Raw genomic sequence first — 22,768 nt, 5'->3', positions numbered from 1 at the left:
CCCTAAACTCTAATTTACATTGAAATCAACCTTAACATTTACCCTCTTTTTTTGTTTCAATTTATTAATTTTTGCACAACAACCTAATGATTGTGTTAATGCAGTTACCGTTTGTGGTAACTCTAGTTTTAGCTTAGATGTAGATGGTATTGGAACACAAGAACTTAGCAACTCTAACACGTGCTCTAGTCAAGAAAATAACAGTATATGGTTAGTTGTTAATATTGCAACCGACGGCACTTTGGCCTTTACTCTAACTCCAAGTAGCACAAGTATTAATGAAGATTATGACTTCTTTATTTTTGGCCCAAATGTAAGTTGTGGTAATATTGGACAAGCCATACGTTGTTCTACAACAAATCCTGCTGCAGCCAATCAAAGTAATAACTTAACTGGTTTAAGTAATTCTGAAACTGAAACAACAGAAGGTCCAGGGCAAAATGGCAACAGTTTTGTAAGTGCTATAGATGTATTAGCAGGTGAAAGCTACTTTATTGTAATCGATAGACCTATTGGTAACAGTCCTTTTTCTATAGAATGGACTGGAACAGCCACTTTTCCAGATGCACCTTCTAATCCTCTACTAGGAAACTCTACTTCTACAGAGCTACCAACAATTGAAATTTGTGATGATGATGCACCTTATAATGATACGCTAAGAGAATTTGATTTCACGCAATTAACACAAGATATCATTAACGGTGAATCTGATGTTGTGGTGAGTTATCATTTATCAGAAAGTGATGCAACCATAAATGCCAATCCTTTAGGTGATATTTTTAGCAACACATCAAGTACTCAGAATTTGTTTGTTAGAATAGAAAATACAACAACAAATTGCTATATTATTAATCAATTTGAAATTATAGTTACAGCTTTAACTAATTTTAATACGCCAACCGATTATCAAATCTGCGATGACGACACAGATGGTGACGATCAAAATGGTTTATCTACTTTTGATTTTAACCTTAAAAGCCAAGAAATTGTTGACGGAATTACCAATGCAAATTATGATATTAGTTATTATTTAAGTCAAGCAGATGCAGAGGCAGCTACATCTTCACTTCCAACTAATTATTCAAATTCTGCACCTACACCAACTGAAATATTTGTTAGAATTCAAGATTTGGATTTGGGTTGTATAGGCTTTACGTCTTTTAATATTGAAGTATTACCTAAACCAATAGCAAATAATGTATCACTTTTACAATGCGATGAAGACGGTATACCAGAAGGCTTCACTACCTTTAATATTACCGAAGCATATGATGCTATTACAAATAGTGCACAAAACTCAGAAATAGAATATTATTTGAGTCAAATAGATGCAGAAAACCAAGCAAATGAAATAGATGGCAATTCTTTTGAGAACTTTTTCAATCCTCAAATTGTATATGCAAGAGTCTCTAATCCTGCAACAGGATGTATTAATTATAGTGAAATTTCTTTAGAAGTTAGCACTACAGCTTCCAATAACGCTAGTATAGAACTTTGTGATATAGATGGTATTGAAGATGGTTTAATGGAATTTAACCTTAACGACATTAGCAATGATATTTTATTAGGTACACCTACTGGTTTAGACCTTACATACTATGAAACTTATAACGATGCATTAATAGAAGAAAACCCACTCAGTGCAACATTTACAAATACTATAGCGTACAATCAAACCATTTATGCTCGTGTAGAAAATGAAAATGCTTGTTACGGAATAAGCGAAGTTGAGCTTTCTGTTTTTGAATTACCAAATATTGAAATAACTGACCAAGCTATTTATTGCGAAAACTTAGCGCCACAAACCACAACTTTGCATGGTGGAGTTATTGATGACATCCCTAACAATTACAATTATTTATGGTCTACAGGAGAAACTACCATGGAAATTGAAGTAAATTCTGCTGGTACTTACACCGTGCGTGTTTCAAATTCTCACGGTTGTTATAAAGACAGAACAATAACTGTTTTGCCTTCTAACATCGCAACTATATCTAATATAGAAGTAACAGACGCTTCACAAAATAATTCCATTATTGTTTCAGTAGATGGCAATGGTGATTATGAATTTGCTCTAGATATTATTGAAGGTCCCTATCAAGCTTCTAATACATTTAATAATATAACACCTGGTTTACATACCGTTTATGTTAGAGACAAAAATAATTGTGGAATTGAAGACCAGTTGGTATCAGTAATTGGTTTCCCTAAATTTTTCACACCAAATAATGATGACAATAATGATTTTTGGAGTATTAGTGGTATTTCTAGTCAATTTCAATCTAATACAGTTGTTTATATTTTTAATCGCTACGGAAAATTATTAACTGAGTTAGACCCTCTTAGTCCTGGTTGGGACGGAACGTTTAATGGTGCTAACATGCCGACAAGCGATTATTGGTTTAAAGTAAAACTAGAAGATGGTAGAATTCTAACTGGTCATTTTACATTGAAACGCTAAATAAAAATTGTATTTTTAGTTAATAAATTAATTCTTTTGAATAAGTTAATAAAAATAGCCTTATTTATTGTTTTGTGTTCAACAACCTACCTTGGTGCACAAGATATTTCTCTATACCAGCAATTTAATGGACGTTACGACTATACTGCAATAGGAAACACCATGAATACTGCTGAAAATGGACTCATAGCACCTTGTACAATTTTAACCTCATCTTCCGCCAATTTAAATTTAAGTAGCACTCAAAATGTAGTTGCTGCTTACTTATATTGGGCTGGTTCTGGCAATGGAGATTTTAATATAAGTTTAAATAATATTGAAGTTTCTGCTGAACGAACTTTTAGTGATGCTTTAGACGCAGACCGCGTTTTTTTTGCTGCTTTTGCAGATGTTACAACAATTATTACTGACCAAGGGAATACAGATTATACCATTTCTAACTTTGATTTAACCAGCATCATTTCACCCTACTGTCCTACAGGTACCAATTTTGGTGGTTGGGCGATTACAATTATTTACGAAGAAGACACACTTCCTCTAAATCAACTTAACGTATATGATGGTTTACAAAGTGTACCAACCTTTTTAAGTATAACCTTAGACAATCTTAATGTATTAGATAACGAAGATGCTAAAATAGGCTTTGTTGCATGGGAAGGTGATAATGGTATTGCTGTTAATGAGCAATTGACTATCAATGGAAGTGTTATTAGTAATTTTCCACTAAATCCTGCAAATAATGCCTTTAACGGCACAAACTCTTTTACAGGAGCTTCAGATTTGTATAATATGGATATTGATGTCTATAATATTCAAAACAATATAAATATTGGAGATACTTCTGCAACAATAGCATTAACATCTGGTCAAGATTTTGTAATGATAAACAATGTAATTACAGTATTAAATAGTCAGCTACCAGATGCTACATTGACAATTGAAGATTATATAGTTAATTGTGGTGATAACACTATTGAAGTATTTTACACTGTTTACAATACAAATAGCACAGCTGTATTACCAGCAAATACACCAATTGCGTTTTACTATAATAATACGCTTATTGGGCAGACTTTTACAAATGATGACATTGAAATTAATGGAAGTGAAAACAATACCGTATTATTAACCTTACCAGATGATGCAGATACAAGCGTTATAATTACAGGAATTGTGGATGATGATGGGACCATGACAGGTATTGTAACAGAAACTAATGAAGATAACAATCTTATTTCATTTGAAGTTGAATTACTTGTTATACCAGAAATTGAAGTATTATCTCCAATAATAGGGTGTAATGAAGGTTTTGAAACCTCTACTTATAATCTTTTTGAAGCCTTAGAAATTTATGATTTTGCAGAAGAAGATATTACATTCTTTACCTCATTAGAAGATTTAGAATCTAACTCTAATGCTATTCTCATTCCTTATGATTATAACAATGTTCTTTATCCAGAAACTATTTTTGCTCGTGTAGCAAGTCCGCCTTGTTATGAAATTTTTCAATTTAATTTAATTATAGAAAATTGTCCTCCATATATACCTCAAGGTTTTTCGCCAAATAATGATACATTAAATGATTGGTTTAATATTCAAGGTTTGTATGACATTTTTACAGAACACCAATTACAAATTTATAATCGTTACGGTAATCTTATATACGAAGGAGACAATAATACACCATGGTATGGTATTGTAAACAAAGGTCTAAACAACAAAGGAAAAACTGTACCTGTAGGCACATATTACTATATTCTTAATCTTAACGACCCAAATTATAAACCATTTATGGGCTGGGTTTATGTAAATTATTAAAAGTGTTAAAATTTTAAACCGTTTGGCTTATTTTTTTGTAATAGTAAGTAAGTTACTTTAACTTTATACAAGTTGACAAATATGCTTTGTTGATTCCCTCCTATTTTAATCACAATTTCCCTCAAAGTTTACGAATTTTTAAAATTAAAAAACTTGTCTTTTAATGAAAGTATTTCTTACATTTTACAAAAAATAGAGGTTACAAGAAAATCTATCAAATTAGGTTTCAGGGAGTTATTATTCAGTAATTCATCAATTTTTGCACACCAAATGTTAACATTTAGTGTATTTCATCGTATAAATTTGTATTTCGTCTTTATTTATTCTAATTTTCGGCCAAAATAATACGTGTACGTGCTAGCCCCAAATCTACCCTACACTAAAACAGTTAACCTTAACCGAAACTAAATGACTTATTTAAATCGCTCCCTCTGCTTATTTATGGGCTTAATTTGTGGCATTTCTTATGCACAACAAGTTACCGTAGATAATACAGTTTCACCTCAAAGCTTAATACAGAACACACTTATTCAAGGTTGTGTAGAAGTTTCAAATATTTCATCTCCCTCAAATGGATCATCCATAGGTGTAGGTAGTTATGGCTATTTTGAAAAGTCTGCTTCAGACTTTCCATTTGATTATGGTATTGTTTTAACCACTGGTAGCGCAAGTGCTGCTGGTAACGGTCAAAACAATGAAATCCTAAACGATGGTGACGAAACTTGGCTTACAGATAATGACTTAGAAACGGCTTTAGGTATTTCTGGAACTTTAAATGCAACCTCAATAGAATTCGATTTTATCTCAATATCTAATCAAATTCAATTCAATTACATATTAGCATCTGAAGAATACTTTGGTAACTTTCCGTGTGAATATAGTGACGGTTTTGCATTCTTAATTAGAGAAAGTGGTACAGGTGATCCTTACACAAATATTGCTTTAATTCCAGATACAACAACGCCTGTAAATACAACAACAGTGCATCCTGATATTGTAGGGTTTTGTCCGGCTTCAAATGAAGAATATTTCGAAGGTTACAATGTAGGAGACACAAATTATAACGGAAGAACCAGTGTATTATCTGCTATTGCAACAATTCAACCTAATGTACAATACCAAATAAAATTAGTCATTGCCGACCAGACCGATAAAAATTATGATTCGGCTGTATTTATTGAAGGTAATAGTTTTGATGCATCGGTAGATTTAGGTGATGATATTTTAACTTGCGCCAATAGTGCCGAGTTAGACGGAAATATTGCAAATACTAATGCTACTTATTCTTGGTTTTTTAATAATGTAGAGATCTCTGGCGCAAACCAAGCGACATTAACCGCTACTCAAAGTGGTAACTACCGTGTAGAAATCTCTTTACCACTAGCAGGTAGTTCTTGTATAATAGAAGATGATATAGAAATTACTTTAAATTCTACACAGACTGCAGATCCAATCTCTGATTTTTCCTTATGTGATGATTTAAGTGGTGATGGTGTAGAAACTTTTGATCTTACTACAAAAGACTCTGAAGTTTTAGCCTCTGTACCAGCTTCAAGTTATACTATTTCTTACCATTATAGTGAAGCCGAAGCAATAAATAATCTTAATGCAATTACTGCTCCTATTCAAAATTCATCTAACCCAGAAACTATTTATGTAAGAATAGAAGACACTATAAATGGTTGTTTAGCTTTTTCTTCTTTTGATTTAATTGTAAACTCTTTACCAATTATTGCTGATCCAACACCATTAGAGGTTTGTGATGACCAAACTGCAGACGGAAGTACAGCAATGGACTTAAATGCTTTAAAGGATTCAGAAATAACATTATCACAATCAGGTCTTATAGTTACTTATCATGGTTCTGCAAGTGATGCTGCTGCTGGTATTAACGCATATCCTATGCCTTATACTAACACCAACCCAACAGAGCAACTGTTTGTAAGTGTACAAAATGAAGACACAGGTTGTATTAGTACAACTACATTAGACATCTCTGTACTTGAAAGTCCTGTTGTAAATATGGGACCACACTATATGGATGCCTGTGATACTGACCACGACGGTTATGCTATTTTTGATTTAACTTCTATTTTACCAGATGTTCTAGAAGGGCTAACAGGTGTTACCGTTACTTTTCATGAGTCTGCTGCTGATGCCGAAACAGGAGACAATCCTATTACTAATGAAACAAACTATGCAAATATAACAGAAGACCAACAACTGGTGTACATAAGAGTCTCAAACAGCAATTCTGGTTGTGCTACGCTTGTACCACTTGAAATTCATACTAATCTATTATTAACTGGTACTGTAATTGAAGATGTAACATTATGTGATATAGGTAATGACGACGTTGAACAATTCGATTTTTTAAACATTTCTGAAGTAATTATCAACGAAATGGAAGATATTTCTGTAGAATTCTATACCTCAGAATCTAATAGAGACAATGGAATAAATGCCATTAACCAATCATTACCATATGAAAACACAAGTAATCCACAAACTATTTACATCACAATAACAAGTGGTACATGTAGTGAAGATTCTGATTTTCAATTAGTGGTTAATCCTATAGTAGAGTTTACTTCCTCAGTAAGTACAGATGTATGTGACGATGACCAAGACGGTTTTACCTCTACCGAATTAGCTACCTTAGATTTTGCTGTTACTGACGGCCAAGAAGATTTATATAATGTAAAATACTACCCAACTGCACAAGATGCAGAAGATGATACTAATGCCTACTCTAATTTTTATACCAACACAACTAATCCGTTTACTTTATATACAAGAATAATTTCTGGAGATACAGAATGTTACGACACAACCTCTATTGAAGTTACCGTTTTACCAGCTCCAGAAAGTGAAAAACCAGAAGATATTATTATTTGTGATGCAGATAGAGACGGATTTTCTATTATTAATCTAAACTACAGCATACCTACTTCAGTATTAGCTGTACCAAATAGAAGTGTAACTTTTCATAATACCTTAACAGATGCTCAATTAGATGAAAATGCAATTACAAATACTTCTAATTACAATGCACAATCCGAAACTGTTTTAATGCGTGTAGAAAATTCTATCACAGGATGTTATACTATCGAAGAGTTAGATATCACCATTAATAAACTACCATTTGTGGGTGATTTAACAAATTATATAAACGAACTTAACTTTTGTGAAGACGAATCTGATGGTATAGGCGAATTCATTTTTGAAAGTAAAGATGAAGAAGCCTTAAGTGGCCAAACAGGTATGGATGTATCTTATTATCTCAATCAATCAGATGCAGATAATCAAGTAAATGCTATAGATAAAACTAGCATTTACCAAAACGTTAGTAATCCTCAAGAAATCTATGTAAGAATTCATCATATTTCTGATGAAACATGTTACACAACATCTTCATTTACAATTGAAGTAGGAACAAACCCTGCTTACAATGAACCAACTAACATATTAACATGTGACGACAGCGTTATTGATGGTTCTACAATGTTTGATTTTACGGATAAAATAGCGGAGGTTTCTGCTGGCATACCCGACATACAAACGGTTAAATTCTTTACATCCGAAGAAGATGCAAGAAATGATGTAAATGAAATTCCTTTACAATTTCAAAATACAGTAAACCCACAACAAATCTATGTGCAAATAGATAATGGTACTATTTGTCAATCTATAACATCGTTTGTAATTAATGTTATTAGTACACCAGAAGTATTACCTGCAGGTTCGCTTACGGAGTGTGACGATGATTTAGACGGCACTTTACAATTTGATTTAACTTTTGCCCAAGCTAACATTTTAGATATTAGACAAGAAGATTTAGAGGTAAGCTTCTATGAAAACTACAATGATTCTGAGGCTACTATTAATGAAATTGCCAATCCAGAAAACTATACTAATACATCTAACCCACAAACAGTTTATATGACTGTAACTAACACAATTTCTAATTGCTACGTTACAATTCCTATTGAGTTAATTGTGAATCAACCACCACTTATTAATGATTTTCAAATATTTGATGTCTGTGCTAATGATGAGCAAACAGTAGATTTAACTGAAATTAATGCAGCCGCCCGAGATTCTAACTATAATGTATTATTTAGCTATTTTGATAACGAAACCGATGCTATTGCAAATACCAATGCTTTAGATACTAATTATACATATCAAACCAATTTTGATACTTTATATGTAAGAACAGAATATAGCACAACACATTGTAATACATATTATAAGTTTAACCTTAATGTAAATCCAATACCTGTAGCACATCAACCTAATGATTTAGTAACTTGTGATGATGATTTTGATGGTATAATGGATTTTAACTTAGAGCAACAAACACCGACTGTTTTAGGTAGCCAAAATTCTAATAACTATACAGTAACTTATCATGCTTCAGAGTTACAAGCAAATGAAAATAATTCAGCTTTAGATTCTCCTTATATGGCATACGATAACGAAACAATTTATGCGCGTATAGAAAATAATAGTACTGGCTGTTATAGTATTACTAGCTTCTCAACTATAGTTAATCCTCTACCAGTTATAGATTTAGACAACCAAGTTATTTGTTTAGAAAGCGAACCATTAATGGTTTCTGCCAATACAAATATTAGTACAGATACTTACTTATGGTCTACAGGAGAAATTACGCCTGAAATAGAAATTTCAGAAATTGGCAACTATTGGGTAAAAGTTACTACGCAATACGGTTGTGAAAACACAAGTTATTTTGGCGTATCTGAATCGGAAACAGCAACTATAGAAACCACAGAAATAGTTGACTTTTCAGACCCAAACAACATTACTGTAACCATAAGTGGAATTGGTAATTATTTATACCAATTAGATGATTTTGAACCACAAGAATCTAATCATTTTGATAATGTAGCCATGGGTTACCACACTGTAACTATTATAGATTTAAATGGTTGTGCCAATGTTACCAAAGAAGTATTAGTAGTAGATTTCCCTAAATTCTTTACACCAAATAGCGATGGTGCCTTTGACACTTGGCATGTTGTAGGTATAGAAACATTACCAGGCACCACCATAAACGTTTTTGACCGTTTCGGAAAATTACTAACTCAATTAAATGCCAATACTCCAGGTTGGGATGGCTATTACAATGGTAACAAAATGCCTTCAAGTGATTATTGGTACGTAGCTCAAGTACAACGTGGTGGTATTGCATTTGAAGTAAAAGGACATTTTACACTAAAACGGTAAAACCAGCATCAGCGATTAATATTTTCTAATTACTTTATTCAAAATAAAACTGCTAAAAAATAACCTATATCCTATTTTGGTTGTTTAGCAGTTTTTTTTCTTTTACAGCAAAATTTAATTTATTAACTAAAATAATTTATATCACTTAAAATAAGAAGTAGGCTACAAAATTAAGAACCTTCTATTTTTTTTTCTTACTTTTAAAACAAAAAAAGGAAAACCTAGTTTTCTAAAATTGCTATTGTCTAGTTTTACTTTTAAAATGAAAAAGAAAAATATATTCTTATTTCTCTTCTCTTCTATGTATATACTTTATAGTTATGCACAGCAAATTGTAACAGATAATACTCAAACACCCAATACTTTAATACAAAATTTAGTAGGTAATAGTTGTGCTACAGCCTCAAATGTTTCATCTGGCATTAACGGCAATTTAGATGGTATTATTAGTTATGGAACTTTTAACAATAACGGAACAAATTTTCCTTTTCTTAACGGATTAATACTATCAACAGGAAGTGTAAATTCTGCTGGTAATACACTTATTGCATCAAACCTAAATGAAGGTAGTATTAATTGGTCCTCTGATGCTGATATAGAAAACACTACTGGTATTACGCAAACACTAAATGCTACATCAATTGAATTCGATTATTCTAGCATAAATAATTTTATCTCTTTTAAATACATTCTTGCTTCAGATGAATACCAACAAGAATATCCTTGTGAATTTAAAGACGTATTTGTAATACTAATTAAACCAGCAGGTACATCTGAGCCTTACGTTAACATAGCAACTGTACCAGACACATCAATAGAAGTTAGTACAAATACAATTCACCCAGACATTAATGGTTTCTGTGATGCTCAAAATGAAACATTTTTTAATGATTATAATCTTGGGGAAACCAATTATAATGGACGAACAGAGGTATTAACTGCAACAGCTGAAATTATACCAAATCAAACGTATCATATCAAAATGGTCGTCGCAGACCATATTGATCAACGTTTTGACACTTCTGTTTTTATTGAAGCCGATGGTTTTGGTAATTCAGTAAATTTAGGTCCCAATCAATCTATCTGTGGCGCAGATTTAACTCTCAATGCTAATATAGATAATACTCTAGCAAGTTATACTTGGTTTTTAAATGGAAACGAAATTATTGATGAAAACAGTGCTACCATAGAAGTTACAACGTCCGGCAACTACGAGGTATTAATTACTATACCCACAATTAATAATGATTGCATTTTATACGATTCCATAGAAATTGAAATTATTCCATTTCAAGAAGCAGCACCAATTACAGATATTACTATTTGTGATATTGCACCAGGTGATGGTCTATATAATTTTGACTTTTCTTTATTAAAAGACCAAGAAATATTGGAATCATTACCATCTGACAATTATTTTATATCCTATCACATAAGCCAAGATGATGCACAAACAAACTCCAATCCAATAATTGGTTCTTTCCAAAACACAGATGTAACACATACTATTTTTGCAAGAATAGAAAGTTTAGACGGTGATTGCTTACAAATAGGAAGCTTTGATATCTTTGTCTATAACTCACCTAACACATATGAATTAACGTTAGATATCTGTAACTTTATGGTCTCAGATTTAGGTTTAAATGACTTCTTCTACATCGATTTTGCAGTGTCAAATTTCGAATTTTACACAACCGTTTCATATTATCTCACAGAAGAGGATGCTATTAATATGCAAAACGAACTTAGTGAAATGCCTAGTTTTGAAAACCAAGCAGAAGCTTTTTATGCCAGAGTACAGAGCGATTTAAATCCTTGTGCCTCTATTGTTCCAATACACCTAAACTATATTCCTCAACCAGATATTGGTAGATATATTATAAATAGTTGCTTAGAAACAAACCTTACCGAAACTATCGATGGAGAAACCTACAACTATAATACCTTACCAATTACATATAATGTTTTTGACATATTTGACGAATTAGAAGAAGAATTCCCGGGCATAGAAGCCAGTCTAAATACGTTAATTGTTGGAGTTCCTCCTCTTATTACTACATCAGAAAACAGTTTAGGTATACCTATCAGTATTAGATTTATAGATGAAAACTGCCCAACTTATATGACTATAGAAATTCATAAGAACCTACTTTACAATCTATTAGAAAAAGAAAAAATTATTACCCGATGTGACGATAACTCTAATGATGGTTTATATGATTTTAATCTATCCGAACTTAAAACTGAACTAAAAGATGGATTTGAAATAGACCTAACATTTTATGCCACAGAAGAAGATCGAAATGCATCTATAAACGCATTAGATGAAAATTCTGTACATACAGTAGCTAATGGCAATAGCATATTTATAGCTTCTTCTTATGAAGATTGCACACATTATTCTAAAATTACATTACATTTAAATCCAGGCTTAAATTTACAACCCTTAAGTATGGATTATTGCGGAAATATAAATATAGAAACAAATACTGCAGACATTACCTTACCACCTATAAAAGATACGTTTTTATTACAGCAAACCATTACTGGTCCTGTAGAACTCTATAATTCTTTACAAGATGCAGAAAATCAAGAAAATGAACTAGTTGAAATTTTTGAAATTAACGGCAACCAACATCTTTTTTACGTGAGACTCACAGATATTTTTACAGGCTGCTATGATATTACAACTATACAAATAAATGTCACAAATAGTTTAGAAGTTAATGATGTTGAGCCATTAATTATTTGCGATGACGACCAAGATTTAATATCTACAGTAAATTTAGAACACATAATACCGCTATTATACAATGACAGCTCTCAATTAACCTTCTCATTTTTTGAAACCTTTGATAATGCCGTAGAAGATGAGTTAAAAATTGAAAATTTTAATAATTACAACACAAGCTCAACCAAAATATTTATTAGAGTAGAAATGACTGACCTAGATTGTTTTAACGTAATACCTTATGATATTTTAATCTATGCTAATCCAAATTTAATTCCAATACCAGATTTTATAAATTGTGTAGTAGACCCTAATCTTCCTTCAGAATTTTATTTTACCGAAAAAGACCCACAAATAATTAGAAATCAACAAAATATGGAAGTTCTATATTTTGAAACTGAAGATGATGCATTAAGCAATATTAACGCCATAGATAAAGAATCTGGTTATCTCCCTTTATCTAATCCACAAACCATTTTTGTTCGACTTCAAAATATAAACGAAAATAGTTGTTTTACTATTGCACCAATGCTTATTGAAATACGGCAAGCTCCTATCTATAATAATCCAACAGATATTTTTGAATGTGATGTTAACAACAACGGTTTAGCTTCAACTGACCTCAATGAAAAAATTATTGAAATCATCGAAAATAGCACTACAAATTTAAATGTTACATTTCACCTTACACCAGCAAACGCCGAAGCTGCCTCTAATGAAATTCCTTTAAGTTTTACAGCTACTAATAATCCACAAATTATTTACACACGTATTGAGAACATCGCTTCTGGTTGCTTTGATGTAAAACCAATTACTGTGAGTACTTTATCTCTTCCAGAAGTTCAATTTGGTCAATCCTTAACGGCATGTGGCGATAATTATAATTTTTCTCCGCAATGGAATCTCACTGAAATAGAGTTAGAAGTCTTAGATGGCAGACAATACAATATTGACTTTACTTATTTTGAGTCTGAAGCAGATTTAATAGCCAATACTAATGCAATTACAAATCCTCAAGCCTATACTAACACCTCTAACCCTCAAACCATATTTGCTAAAATTAGAAATGCAACTACGGAATGTTTTGATATGGTTCCGTTTCAATTAATTGTTAATAGTCCTCCGCAAATCAATACCTTTGAAGCCTATGAAATTTGTGAAAACTCAGAAAATCAAGTTGATTTATTAGAAATTAATGACATTATTTTAGACGATACCTTTAATGTTCTTATTAGCTATTACGCTAATGAACTAGATGCTGAAAACAAACAAAACGTTTTAGATACCAATTATTTTTATACCAGCACAACCGAAACGCTGTTTGCTAGAGTAGAATATAGTACAACCCAATGCTATGCCACTTATCCTTTTCAGTTGCTTATAAATGCGCTACCTATTGCAAATCAACCTGATGATTTAATGGTTTGTGATGATGATTTTGATGGTTATACTCAAGTGGATTTAACCCAACAAAACAACGCTATTTTGGGCAATCAAAACCCTAATGAGTATTCAGTCTCATTTTACAACTCTGAATCTAATGCTATTGAAAACCTGCAATCCCTTGATGAAAATTATATTGCCTTTAACAATGAAATCATATTTGTAAGATTAGAAAACAATGTAACTGGCTGTTATGATATTACGCAGTTTACTGTAGTAATTAACGACATTCCAAACATCTCAATTGATGACCAAGTAGTTTGCCTTAATAATTTACCACTCGTCGTTTCAGCAGAAACTAGTAACTCTTTAGATACATACTTGTGGTCCACAAATGCCACAACATCTCAAATTGAAATTACTGAAATTGGCTCTTATTGGGTGACTATTACTAATCAATTGGGTTGCCAAAATACCAGTACATTTAATGTTATAGAATCTGAATCTGCAATTATTAACACTATAGAAACAATTGATTTCTCTGACCCAAATAATATTACAGTTACCATAGAAGGCGCTGGAGACTATCTTTATCAATTAAACAATGGAGATGCTCAAGTTTCCAATTTCTTTCAAAATGTACCCATTGGCTATAACACTGTAACTATTATTGACCAAAATGGTTGTGACCAAGTCACCAGAACTGTTTTAGTTATTGATGCGCCTAAACACTTATCTCCAAATGATGACGGTGATTTTGATACTTGGCATATAGCTGGTGTAGAAACACTTCCTGGCACTATTATTAAAATATTCGACCGTAAAGGAAAACTAATTACACAGTTAAATCACGATAGCTTAGGTTGGGACGGAACCTATAATGGTAAAAAAATGCCTGCCAGCGATTATTGGTTTACAGCTGTTGTACAACAAAATGGTAAAACTTTTGAAATCGTTGGGCATTTTTCGCTACGTCGTTAACTTTTTACGTTTAACAATTATTATAATTTCGGACTAAGAGAGTTGATTATATTTGCATTCCCTTAAGATGAAAATGAAGCAAAGTATTTTTTTAGTTTTCCTATTATTTTTCGTGTTTACACATGGACAAAATATATTAGTAGATAGCCAAAGTTATTCCCCTCAACAACTTGTAGAAGACATTCTTATAAATAGTAATTGTATAGAAAACATAAATGTTACAAATGTTGTTGGTGGTGATTTTGGAGGTAGTGATCAAAGTTATGGTTATTTTGACGCTACAGGAACATCTTTCCCTTTTCAATCTGGCATAGTACTTAGTACAGGGCGACTAAACAATGCCCCAGGACCAAATGACAGTTTAAGCGATGATGATGCTTCAAATTGGAATGGTGACACAGACTTAGAAATTGCATTAAATGAATCTGGAACCATCAATGCAACCATTTTAGAATTTGAATTTACATCTGTGGCATCTCAAGTCAGTTTTAACTACATTTTTGCTTCAGAGGAATATCAAGAAAATAATTCTAACACGTGTCAATTTTCAGATGTATTTGGCTTTTTAATAAAACCAGCAGATAATACTGAAGATTATACAAATATTGCTATAGTCCCTAACACAGATACACCTGTAAAAGTTACCACAGTTACACCTGGTGTGCCTGGTAGCTGTCCTCCAGAAAACGAAACCTATTTCGGCAGTTTTAATAACACAAGTGCACCTATCAATTTTAATGGACAAACAGCAATATTAACAGCTACCGCAACAATAACGCCTAATGAAACCTATCATGTTAAATTAGTTATTGCAGATGAATTTAATTACAGATACGATTCAGCCGTATTTTTAGAAGCCGGTAGTTTTGAGTTATCTACGGATATTGGCCCAGACCGACTGATTGCTACAGGGAATGCTTTCTGTGATGGTGAATCTGGATTTTTAAATGCGTATCAAGATGGTCTCAATGCTTATGATTGGTACAAAGATGATATTTTAGTACAATCTGACCCAATGGGTTGTACAGACTGTGGTACTTATGAAGTTACAGAAGCAGGTAACTACAAAGTAGAAGTTACTTTAGACGATGGCTGTATTGCCTATGGTGAAGCTGATGTAGAATATTCGCCATTTCCAATTGTAGCCAATGCTGTTTTGGTAGAGTGTGATTTTAACCAAGACGGTTTAACAACCTATAATTTATTTGATGCCAGTTCAGATTTAACAAATGGAGACCAAGCCATTTATGTGGATAGGTTTTATTTATCACAAGCAGATGCCATCGCGCAAATAAATGGCATAATAAATCCTCAAGTTTTTGAAAATACCGAGCCATCTCAAATAGTATATGCAAGAATTTTAAATGCCGCTGGTTGTGCTGAAATTGCAGAATTGCAATTAGATATCTCCAATAACATTATTAATATACCAGATTTAATAGGTTGTGATGGTGCTATTGTAGATGGTTTTGCGCCGTTCGATTTATCTGAAATTGAAGCTTCAATTATAGACCAAATCCCAACTGATGCAAGTGTACAATATTTTGAAACAGAAAATGATGCTTTTTTTGAAAGCAACCCCTTACCTAGTAACTTTACTAATACCACTGCGTATTCTCAGACCATTTACGTAAAAATTAGTAGCAACAATCAATGTTTTAGCATTTCTTCTGTAAATCTTAATGTGCTTTACACACCGTTATTAGAAGAAGATGAAACCCTCATTTATTGTATAAATGATTTACAAGAACCGCTCACTATTTATGGAGGCGTTATAAATGATTTGCCAAATAATTATTATTATCAATGGGAATTTAATGGTAACTTAACAGAAGTTGATACCTTATTCTTTGATGTTACAGAAGCCGGTACATATACGGTAATCGTTACTGATCCAAATGGCTGTTCTTCTAGTAGAACAATTACAATTATACCTTCTGAAATGGCTTCCATAGAAAGTGTAACTATAGATGGTGTTGCACCATACAATACGGTTACTATGAATATTTCTGGCGAGGGTAATTATGAATTTGCTTTAGACGAAGACGAAATTTTTAAAGATAGTAACATGTTTTCAAATGTTACTCAAGGCTTTCATACAGTGTACATTAATGACAAAAATGGTTGTGGAGTAATAGAAGAAACCATTTCGGTTTTAGGCTTTCCAAAGTTTTTTACACCTAATGGAGATGATTATAATCCTTTATGGAAAGTCTTTGGCACCGAAGAACAATTTCAGCAAATAACCTCTATCGAGATTTATAACAGATATGGTAAATTAATTACACAACAACTCACTTTTTACGATGGTTGGGATGGTCTTTTTGAAGGTAAACCAATGCCTAGTGACGATTATTGGTATGTAGCAAATTTTATAGACGGCACAACTTATACTGGGCATTTTGCCTTGAGACGTTAATTGTCTTACGTTAATCTTTATCGTAACTTTGTAAAATGCGATTTAAAATTGAATCTGAATTTAAACCTACTGGTGATCAGCCACAAGCTATAAAAAAATTAGCGAAAGGTGTTACTGCAAATGAAAAATACCAAACACTTTTGGGTGTTACAGGTTCTGGTAAAACATTTACCATTGCCAATGTTATAGAAGAAGTACAACGACCAACATTAGTATTAGCGCACAATAAAACGCTGGCAGCTCAATTATATTCAGAATTTAAGCAATTCTTCCCAAATAATGCTGTTGAATATTTTGTATCGTATTATGATTATTACCAACCTGAAGCTTACATTCCGGTGTCTGGTGTTTATATAGAAAAAGATTTATCTATAAACGAAGAAATTGAGAAAATGCGACTTAGCACAACCTCTTCCCTATTATCTGGAAGACGCGATGTGATAGTTATTGCTTCCGTTTCATGTTTATATGGTATTGGAAATCCTGTAGAATTTCAGAAAAATGTTATTTCTATAGAACGTGACCAAGTCATTTCGCGTACTAAATTATTGCATCAATTAGTACAGAGTTTATATTCTAGAACCGAAGCTGAGTTTAGAAATGGAAATTTTAGAATAAAAGGCGATACCGTAGATGTTTTTCCTGGCTATTCAGACCATGCGTATAGAATTCATTTCTTTGGTGATGAAATAGAAGAGATTGAAGCTTTTGATGCAAGATCTAATGAAGTTATAGAACGTTATGATAGATTAAATATCTATCCCGCAAACATGTTTGTGACTTCACCAGATGTATTAAATAATGCTATTAAAGACATACAAGATGATTTGGTTAAACAATTTGATTACTTTAAAGACATCGGAAAACATCTTGAAGCTAAACGATTAAAGGAGCGTACTGAGTTTGATTTAGAAATGATACGCGAACTAGGTTACTGTTCTGGTATTGAAAACTATTCTAGATATTTAGACGGAAGAGCTCCTGGCACGCGACCATTCTGTTTGTTAGACTATTTCCCTGATGATTTTTTAATGGTGGTTGATGAGAGCCATGTAACCATATCTCAAGTCCATGCTATGTATGGAGGTGATAGAAGTAGAAAAGTGAATTTAGTAGATTACGGATTTCGGTTACCCGCTGCCATGGATAATAGACCTTTAAAATTTGAAGAATTTGAAGCGCTACAGAACCAAGTAATTTTTGTTTCTGCAACACCCGCAGATTACGAAATGCAAAAAACAGATGGTGTTTATGTAGAACAAATTATTAGACCTACAGGTTTATTAGACCCAATCATTGAAGTAAGACCAAGTTTAAATCAAATTGATGACCTTATTGAAGAAATTCAAACGCGTGTAGAAAAAGACGAACGTACATTGGTAACAACACTTACTAAACGAATGGCTGAAGAACTAACGAAGTATTTAACGAGAATTTCAGTTAGAACCAGATATATACATAGTGATGTAGACACTTTAGAACGTGTTGAAATTATGCAAGATTTACGTAAGGGTGTTTTTGATGTATTAGTAGGCGTAAATCTACTACGAGAAGGTTTAGACTTACCAGAAGTTTCGCTTGTTGCTATATTAGATGCAGACAAAGAAGGTTTTTTACGATCCGCTCGTTCTTTAACACAAACGGTTGGTAGAGCGGCAAGAAACCTAAACGGTAAAGCCATAATGTATGCTGATAAAATTACTAAAAGCATGCAAAAAACCATTGACGAGACTGAGTATAGACGAGAAAAACAAATAGCCTACAACACCAAAAACAATTTAGTACCAAAAGCATTAAATAAAAGTTTAGATAGTGCTTTAACCAAAAACTCTGTAAGCACGTATAGAACAGAATTAGATGCACAAATAGCAGCAGAACCAGAAAGTGAATATTTAACAAAAGGTGAACTCGAAAAGAAAATAAGAGAAAAACGCAAGCTAATGGAACAAGCGGCAAAAGCCCTAGATTTTTTAGAAGCAGCAAAATTTAGAGATGAAATTACTGCTTATCAAACTAAGTTGGAAAAGTTGAAGGTGTAAAGTGTAAAGTGTAAAGTGTAAAGTGTAAAACTAAAAAATTGAAGGAAGACTAAAGTTAAGAACAGTAATTTTCACAAAAAGTTGTAAAGAAAAAAACATACTGGCTTAATAACCCAATAACGTATATTTTTTACTATATCTATCCACTAAAACTGAGACTAATTATACTGAACCTTAAAAATATCTATTAAAAAATCTGGTGGTACAATTTTATTTGGAAAGCTATCCATTAAATCTAAAACACGGTTTATAGACTCATGGCTTAATCCCATTCTTAAACCAAAATTGTGAATTTTAACCAATTGCTTAGATGAAACTTTATGATCTAAATTCATAAGTAAAACCAGTCTATGAAACTGCACAATTCGTTCGCTATGCGATTTTAAATGCACATAAGTTACAGGATGCTCAAAGAGATATTCAAAATCTTCTTTAGAGATACCCAATTGTTTAGCTATACTGAATAAAAAATTATATTCAATGGAGTTTATAGTTTCATCTGTTTGAGCAAATGCAATCATTTCTGACAATAAGCTCAACTTTTCTGCGCGATTAATCATGGTTGAGGGTGAATTAATTTACAATGTAAAGTTAACAAGGTTGTTTATTTTATTGTCGTTGATATAATGTATCTTGTCGAAAAATTAAATGTACTTTGTCGGAAAATAATAACGTTTGTCAATTGACTTACGCTATTTTAGCATGAAAATTAAGCTCTTTTATTTAGTCTTACTTGGATTATTACCCAACCAAGTAACCACACAAAGCACTGTTTCAGAGAATATTACAAAAATTAATATTGAAGCATTACAATTAAATACCGTAAAAACTATTTGGATTTATTTACCAAAAACATACAAAACCACAGAAAAAAGTTTTCCTGTAATTTATATGCATGATGCTCAAAACCTCTTTGATGTAAAAACCTCCTATTCAGGTGAGTGGGAAGTTGATGAGTTTATGGACAGCCAAACAGACAACCAAAGTATAATTGTTGGTATTGAACATGGCAACGAAAAACGCATAGATGAACTTACACCTTATAAACACAAAATACATGGAGGAGGACATGGAGATGACTATTTAAATTTTATAAAAGACAATTTAAAACCATATGTAGATAAAACATATAGAACAAAACCAGAAGCGGAGTTCACCTCTATTTTTGGTTCTTCACTTGGTGGATTAATATCATTTTATGCGGTAATAAAATATCCAGAAGTATTTGGAAAAGCAGGTGTGTTTTCGCCAGCGTTTTGGATAAACCCTGAAATATTCGATTTAGTAAAACACACTGAAATACCAGAAACGTCAAAATTTTATTTTTTAGCTGGCACGGAAGAAGGTGAAACTATGCTACCTAAATTAAAAGAAATGCTAAATTTATTAGACCGTAAAGGTTTGCATCCATCACAAATTAAAAACCATATTGTTCATGGTGGAAAACACAATGAAGAATTTTGGGCTTCTAACTTTGGTATAGCCTATAAATGGTTATATAATTAAAAATAAAACTAACAGATTTCCACTTTTACGGGAATAAAAACAAATATTCAATGACAAATAACGATATATTTAAAAAATTAAGAGTAGCACACAAGCTAAGAGACGACGATATTATAAAAATATTAGAGTTAGTAGATTTCAGAATTTCTAAAAGTGAGCTCAATGCTTTATTTAGAAATGAAGATCATCCTAAATTTATGGCTTGTGGTGATCAAATACTGAGAAACTTCCTCAATGGTTTAATCATTCATTTACGTGGACCATTACCTAAAAAGGGAGAAAAGAAAACTACACCAAAGAAAAAAGATTAATTTTATTTGGCTCTTTAAATTTAAATAATCGAGCTATTTTATCATTAAAACTTTAATCTACAACCATATAAAAAAAAGAGCAACACATTAGTTGCTCTTTTTAATTAATTAGATTTCTTAATCATTACTGGTATTTTAAACCTATTAGTCTTAATAGCTGTTTTAGGTAATTTTCTGTAATTTAAACGACCTTTAATGTAATTCTCAATGACTGTATTATCTGTATCTACAGATAAGACAACAATTTGGTTATCCTTATTTACAAAGAAATCCACAATGATATGCGCATCACTTTCAAGATGAAAGCGCGGATTCTTTAATAAACTACCAATAGTTTCAGTAATGATTGTTGATTCAGCTTTTTTAGTTGGATTTGTACCTGCTGATAGTACACTACTAAACGCAATTGCTACGACTAGTGTAAGCATTTTTAAAGTTTTCATAATTATTCGATTTATATGATTGATACTTTATGGACGAATAATAAATTAAACTGTTACAGTTCTTAACACTATTTAACAATAACAAACACTAAGTCAAAACTTTAGCATATAAAAAATGCGCCCAAAAAGGCGCATTTTATTATTTATAGATATCAGTAAGCTCTTAAGCAAGAACCGTTTGAACTTTATCTGCTGCTTCTTGGAATTCTGTAGCACTCATTACATCTAAACCAGAATTATCAATTAATTCTTTTGCAATGTCTGCATTAGTTCCTTGTAAACGAACAATAATTGGTACTGAAATGTTACCCATGTTTTTATAAGCATCTATAACACCTTGTGCTACACGATCACATCTTACAATTCCACCAAAAATATTAATTAAAATTGCTTTTACAGCAGGATCTTTTAATATAATTTTAAATGCAGCTTCTACTCTAGCTGCATCTGCAGTACCACCTACATCTAAAAAGTTTGCTGGCTCACCACCTGCTTGCTTAATTAAATCCATAGTTGCCATTGCTAAACCAGCACCATTTACCATACAACCAACGTTTCCGTCTAAGTCTACATAGTTTAAACCTAAAGCACCTGCCTCTACTTCTATTTGGTTTTCTTCACGTAAATCACGTAATTCTGCTAAATCTTTATGTCTATATAAGGCATTAGCATCTAAAGTTACTTTAGCATCTACTGCCATTATTTTACTATCACTAGTTTTTAATACTGGGTTAATTTCAAATAAAGAAGCGTCAGACTTGTCATAGGCTGTGTATAAAGCTGTAACAAATTTTGTCATTTCTTTAAACGCTAAACCAGATAAGCCTAAGTTAAAAGCAATACGACGTGCCTGAAAAGGTAAAATCCCTGTTGAAGGATCAATTTCTTCATTATGTATTAAATCTGGAGTTTCCTCAGCAACAGTTTCAATATCCATTCCACCTTCGGTAGAATAAACAATCATGTTTTTTCCTGTAGCACGATTTAATAACACAGAAATATAAAATTCGTCTGGCTCACTTTCGCCTGGATAATATACATCTTCAGCAACTAAAACTTGATGAACACGCTTACCTTCAGCAGAAGTTTGAGGTGTAACCAAATCCATACCGATGATTTGTCCTGCAATTTCTTCAACCTCTTGAAGGTTTTTGGCTAATTTTACGCCACCACCTTTTCCACGTCCACCTGCATGAACTTGTGCTTTTATAACGTGCCAACCTGTTCCGGTCTCTTCTGTTAATTGCTTTGCTGCATCAACAGCTTCTTTAGCACTTTGAGCAACGATTCCGCGTTGGATACGTACTCCAAAACTACTTAATAATTCTTTTCCTTGATATTCGTGTAAATTCATTTTTAATCAGAAATTTAATGGTCGAACAAAAATAAGCATACTAATAGTTTCTACCAATAGTTTTTATTA

11 protein-coding genes are annotated in these 22,768 nt (G+C 32.3%); 8 read left to right on the top strand and 3 right to left on the bottom strand.

Annotated elements, in window-relative coordinates; all coding sequences use genetic code 11:
- Positions 1–19: 19 nt before the first annotated feature.
- The 6 genes from GN138_RS06660 (at position 20) to uvrB (ending at position 19,085) form a co-directional block, all read left to right on the top strand.
- Positions 20–2,461: a T9SS type B sorting domain-containing protein gene (locus GN138_RS06660; RefSeq protein ID WP_157363015.1), complete on the top strand. Its 2,442-nt coding sequence runs from the start codon at positions 20–22 to the stop codon at positions 2,459–2,461.
- Between the two features lie 36 nt (positions 2,462–2,497).
- The gene (locus tag GN138_RS06655) at positions 2,498–4,279 is read left to right on the top strand and encodes a gliding motility-associated C-terminal domain-containing protein (RefSeq protein ID WP_157363014.1); all 1,782 of its coding nucleotides are present in this window, start codon (positions 2,498–2,500) and stop codon (positions 4,277–4,279) included.
- A gap of 408 nt (positions 4,280–4,687) precedes the next feature.
- Positions 4,688–9,532 (top strand): T9SS type B sorting domain-containing protein, encoded by a 4,845-nt coding sequence (locus GN138_RS06650; RefSeq protein ID WP_157363013.1) that lies wholly within the window; start codon positions 4,688–4,690, stop codon positions 9,530–9,532.
- 262 nt (positions 9,533–9,794) lie between these two features.
- Positions 9,795–14,627 carry a T9SS type B sorting domain-containing protein gene (locus tag GN138_RS06645; RefSeq protein WP_157363012.1) on the top strand — a complete coding sequence of 1,611 codons (4,833 nt, stop codon included), beginning with the start codon at positions 9,795–9,797 and terminating at the stop codon, positions 14,625–14,627.
- A gap of 73 nt (positions 14,628–14,700) precedes the next feature.
- A complete protein-coding gene (locus tag GN138_RS06640) occupies positions 14,701–17,046 on the top strand; it encodes a choice-of-anchor L domain-containing protein (protein WP_157363011.1) in 2,346 nt (781 codons plus the stop codon).
- 35 nt (positions 17,047–17,081) lie between these two features.
- The gene (uvrB, locus tag GN138_RS06635) at positions 17,082–19,085 is read left to right on the top strand and encodes an excinuclease ABC subunit UvrB (RefSeq protein ID WP_157363010.1); all 2,004 of its coding nucleotides are present in this window, start codon (positions 17,082–17,084) and stop codon (positions 19,083–19,085) included.
- A gap of 158 nt (positions 19,086–19,243) precedes the next feature.
- Here the strand turns inward: uvrB and GN138_RS06630 are convergent, their stop codons facing one another.
- Complete coding sequence (locus tag GN138_RS06630) at positions 19,244–19,645, bottom strand: TerB family tellurite resistance protein (RefSeq protein WP_157363009.1); 402 nt, start codon at positions 19,643–19,645, stop codon at positions 19,244–19,246.
- Positions 19,646–19,787: 142 nt separating this feature from the next.
- On the opposite strand from GN138_RS06630, the gene GN138_RS06625 reads away from it, so the two are divergent.
- The gene (locus tag GN138_RS06625; protein ID WP_157363008.1) at positions 19,788–20,591 is read left to right on the top strand and encodes an alpha/beta hydrolase; all 804 of its coding nucleotides are present in this window, start codon (positions 19,788–19,790) and stop codon (positions 20,589–20,591) included.
- A 50-nt stretch (positions 20,592–20,641) separates the two neighbouring features.
- Entirely contained in the window at positions 20,642–20,902 is a 261-nt protein-coding gene (locus GN138_RS06620) for a DUF1456 family protein (RefSeq protein WP_157363007.1), read from the top strand.
- 104 nt (positions 20,903–21,006) lie between these two features.
- On the opposite strand, the gene GN138_RS06615 is transcribed toward GN138_RS06620, so the two are convergent.
- Together GN138_RS06615 and sucC are read right to left on the bottom strand one after the other, a co-directional pair.
- Positions 21,007–21,345, bottom strand: coding sequence for a hypothetical protein (locus GN138_RS06615; protein ID WP_157363006.1), 339 nt, complete (start codon positions 21,343–21,345; stop codon positions 21,007–21,009).
- A gap of 163 nt (positions 21,346–21,508) precedes the next feature.
- Positions 21,509–22,699 carry an ADP-forming succinate--CoA ligase subunit beta gene (gene sucC, locus GN138_RS06610; protein ID WP_157363005.1) on the bottom strand — a complete coding sequence of 397 codons (1,191 nt, stop codon included), beginning with the start codon at positions 22,697–22,699 and terminating at the stop codon, positions 21,509–21,511.
- Positions 22,700–22,768 lie beyond the last annotated feature (69 nt).

Origin of the sequence: Winogradskyella endarachnes (assembly GCF_009741275.1) — a bacterium.
Classification (GTDB): domain Bacteria; phylum Bacteroidota; class Bacteroidia; order Flavobacteriales; family Flavobacteriaceae; genus Winogradskyella; species Winogradskyella endarachnes.
This window is presented reverse-complemented; position numbering and strand designations above follow the sequence as displayed.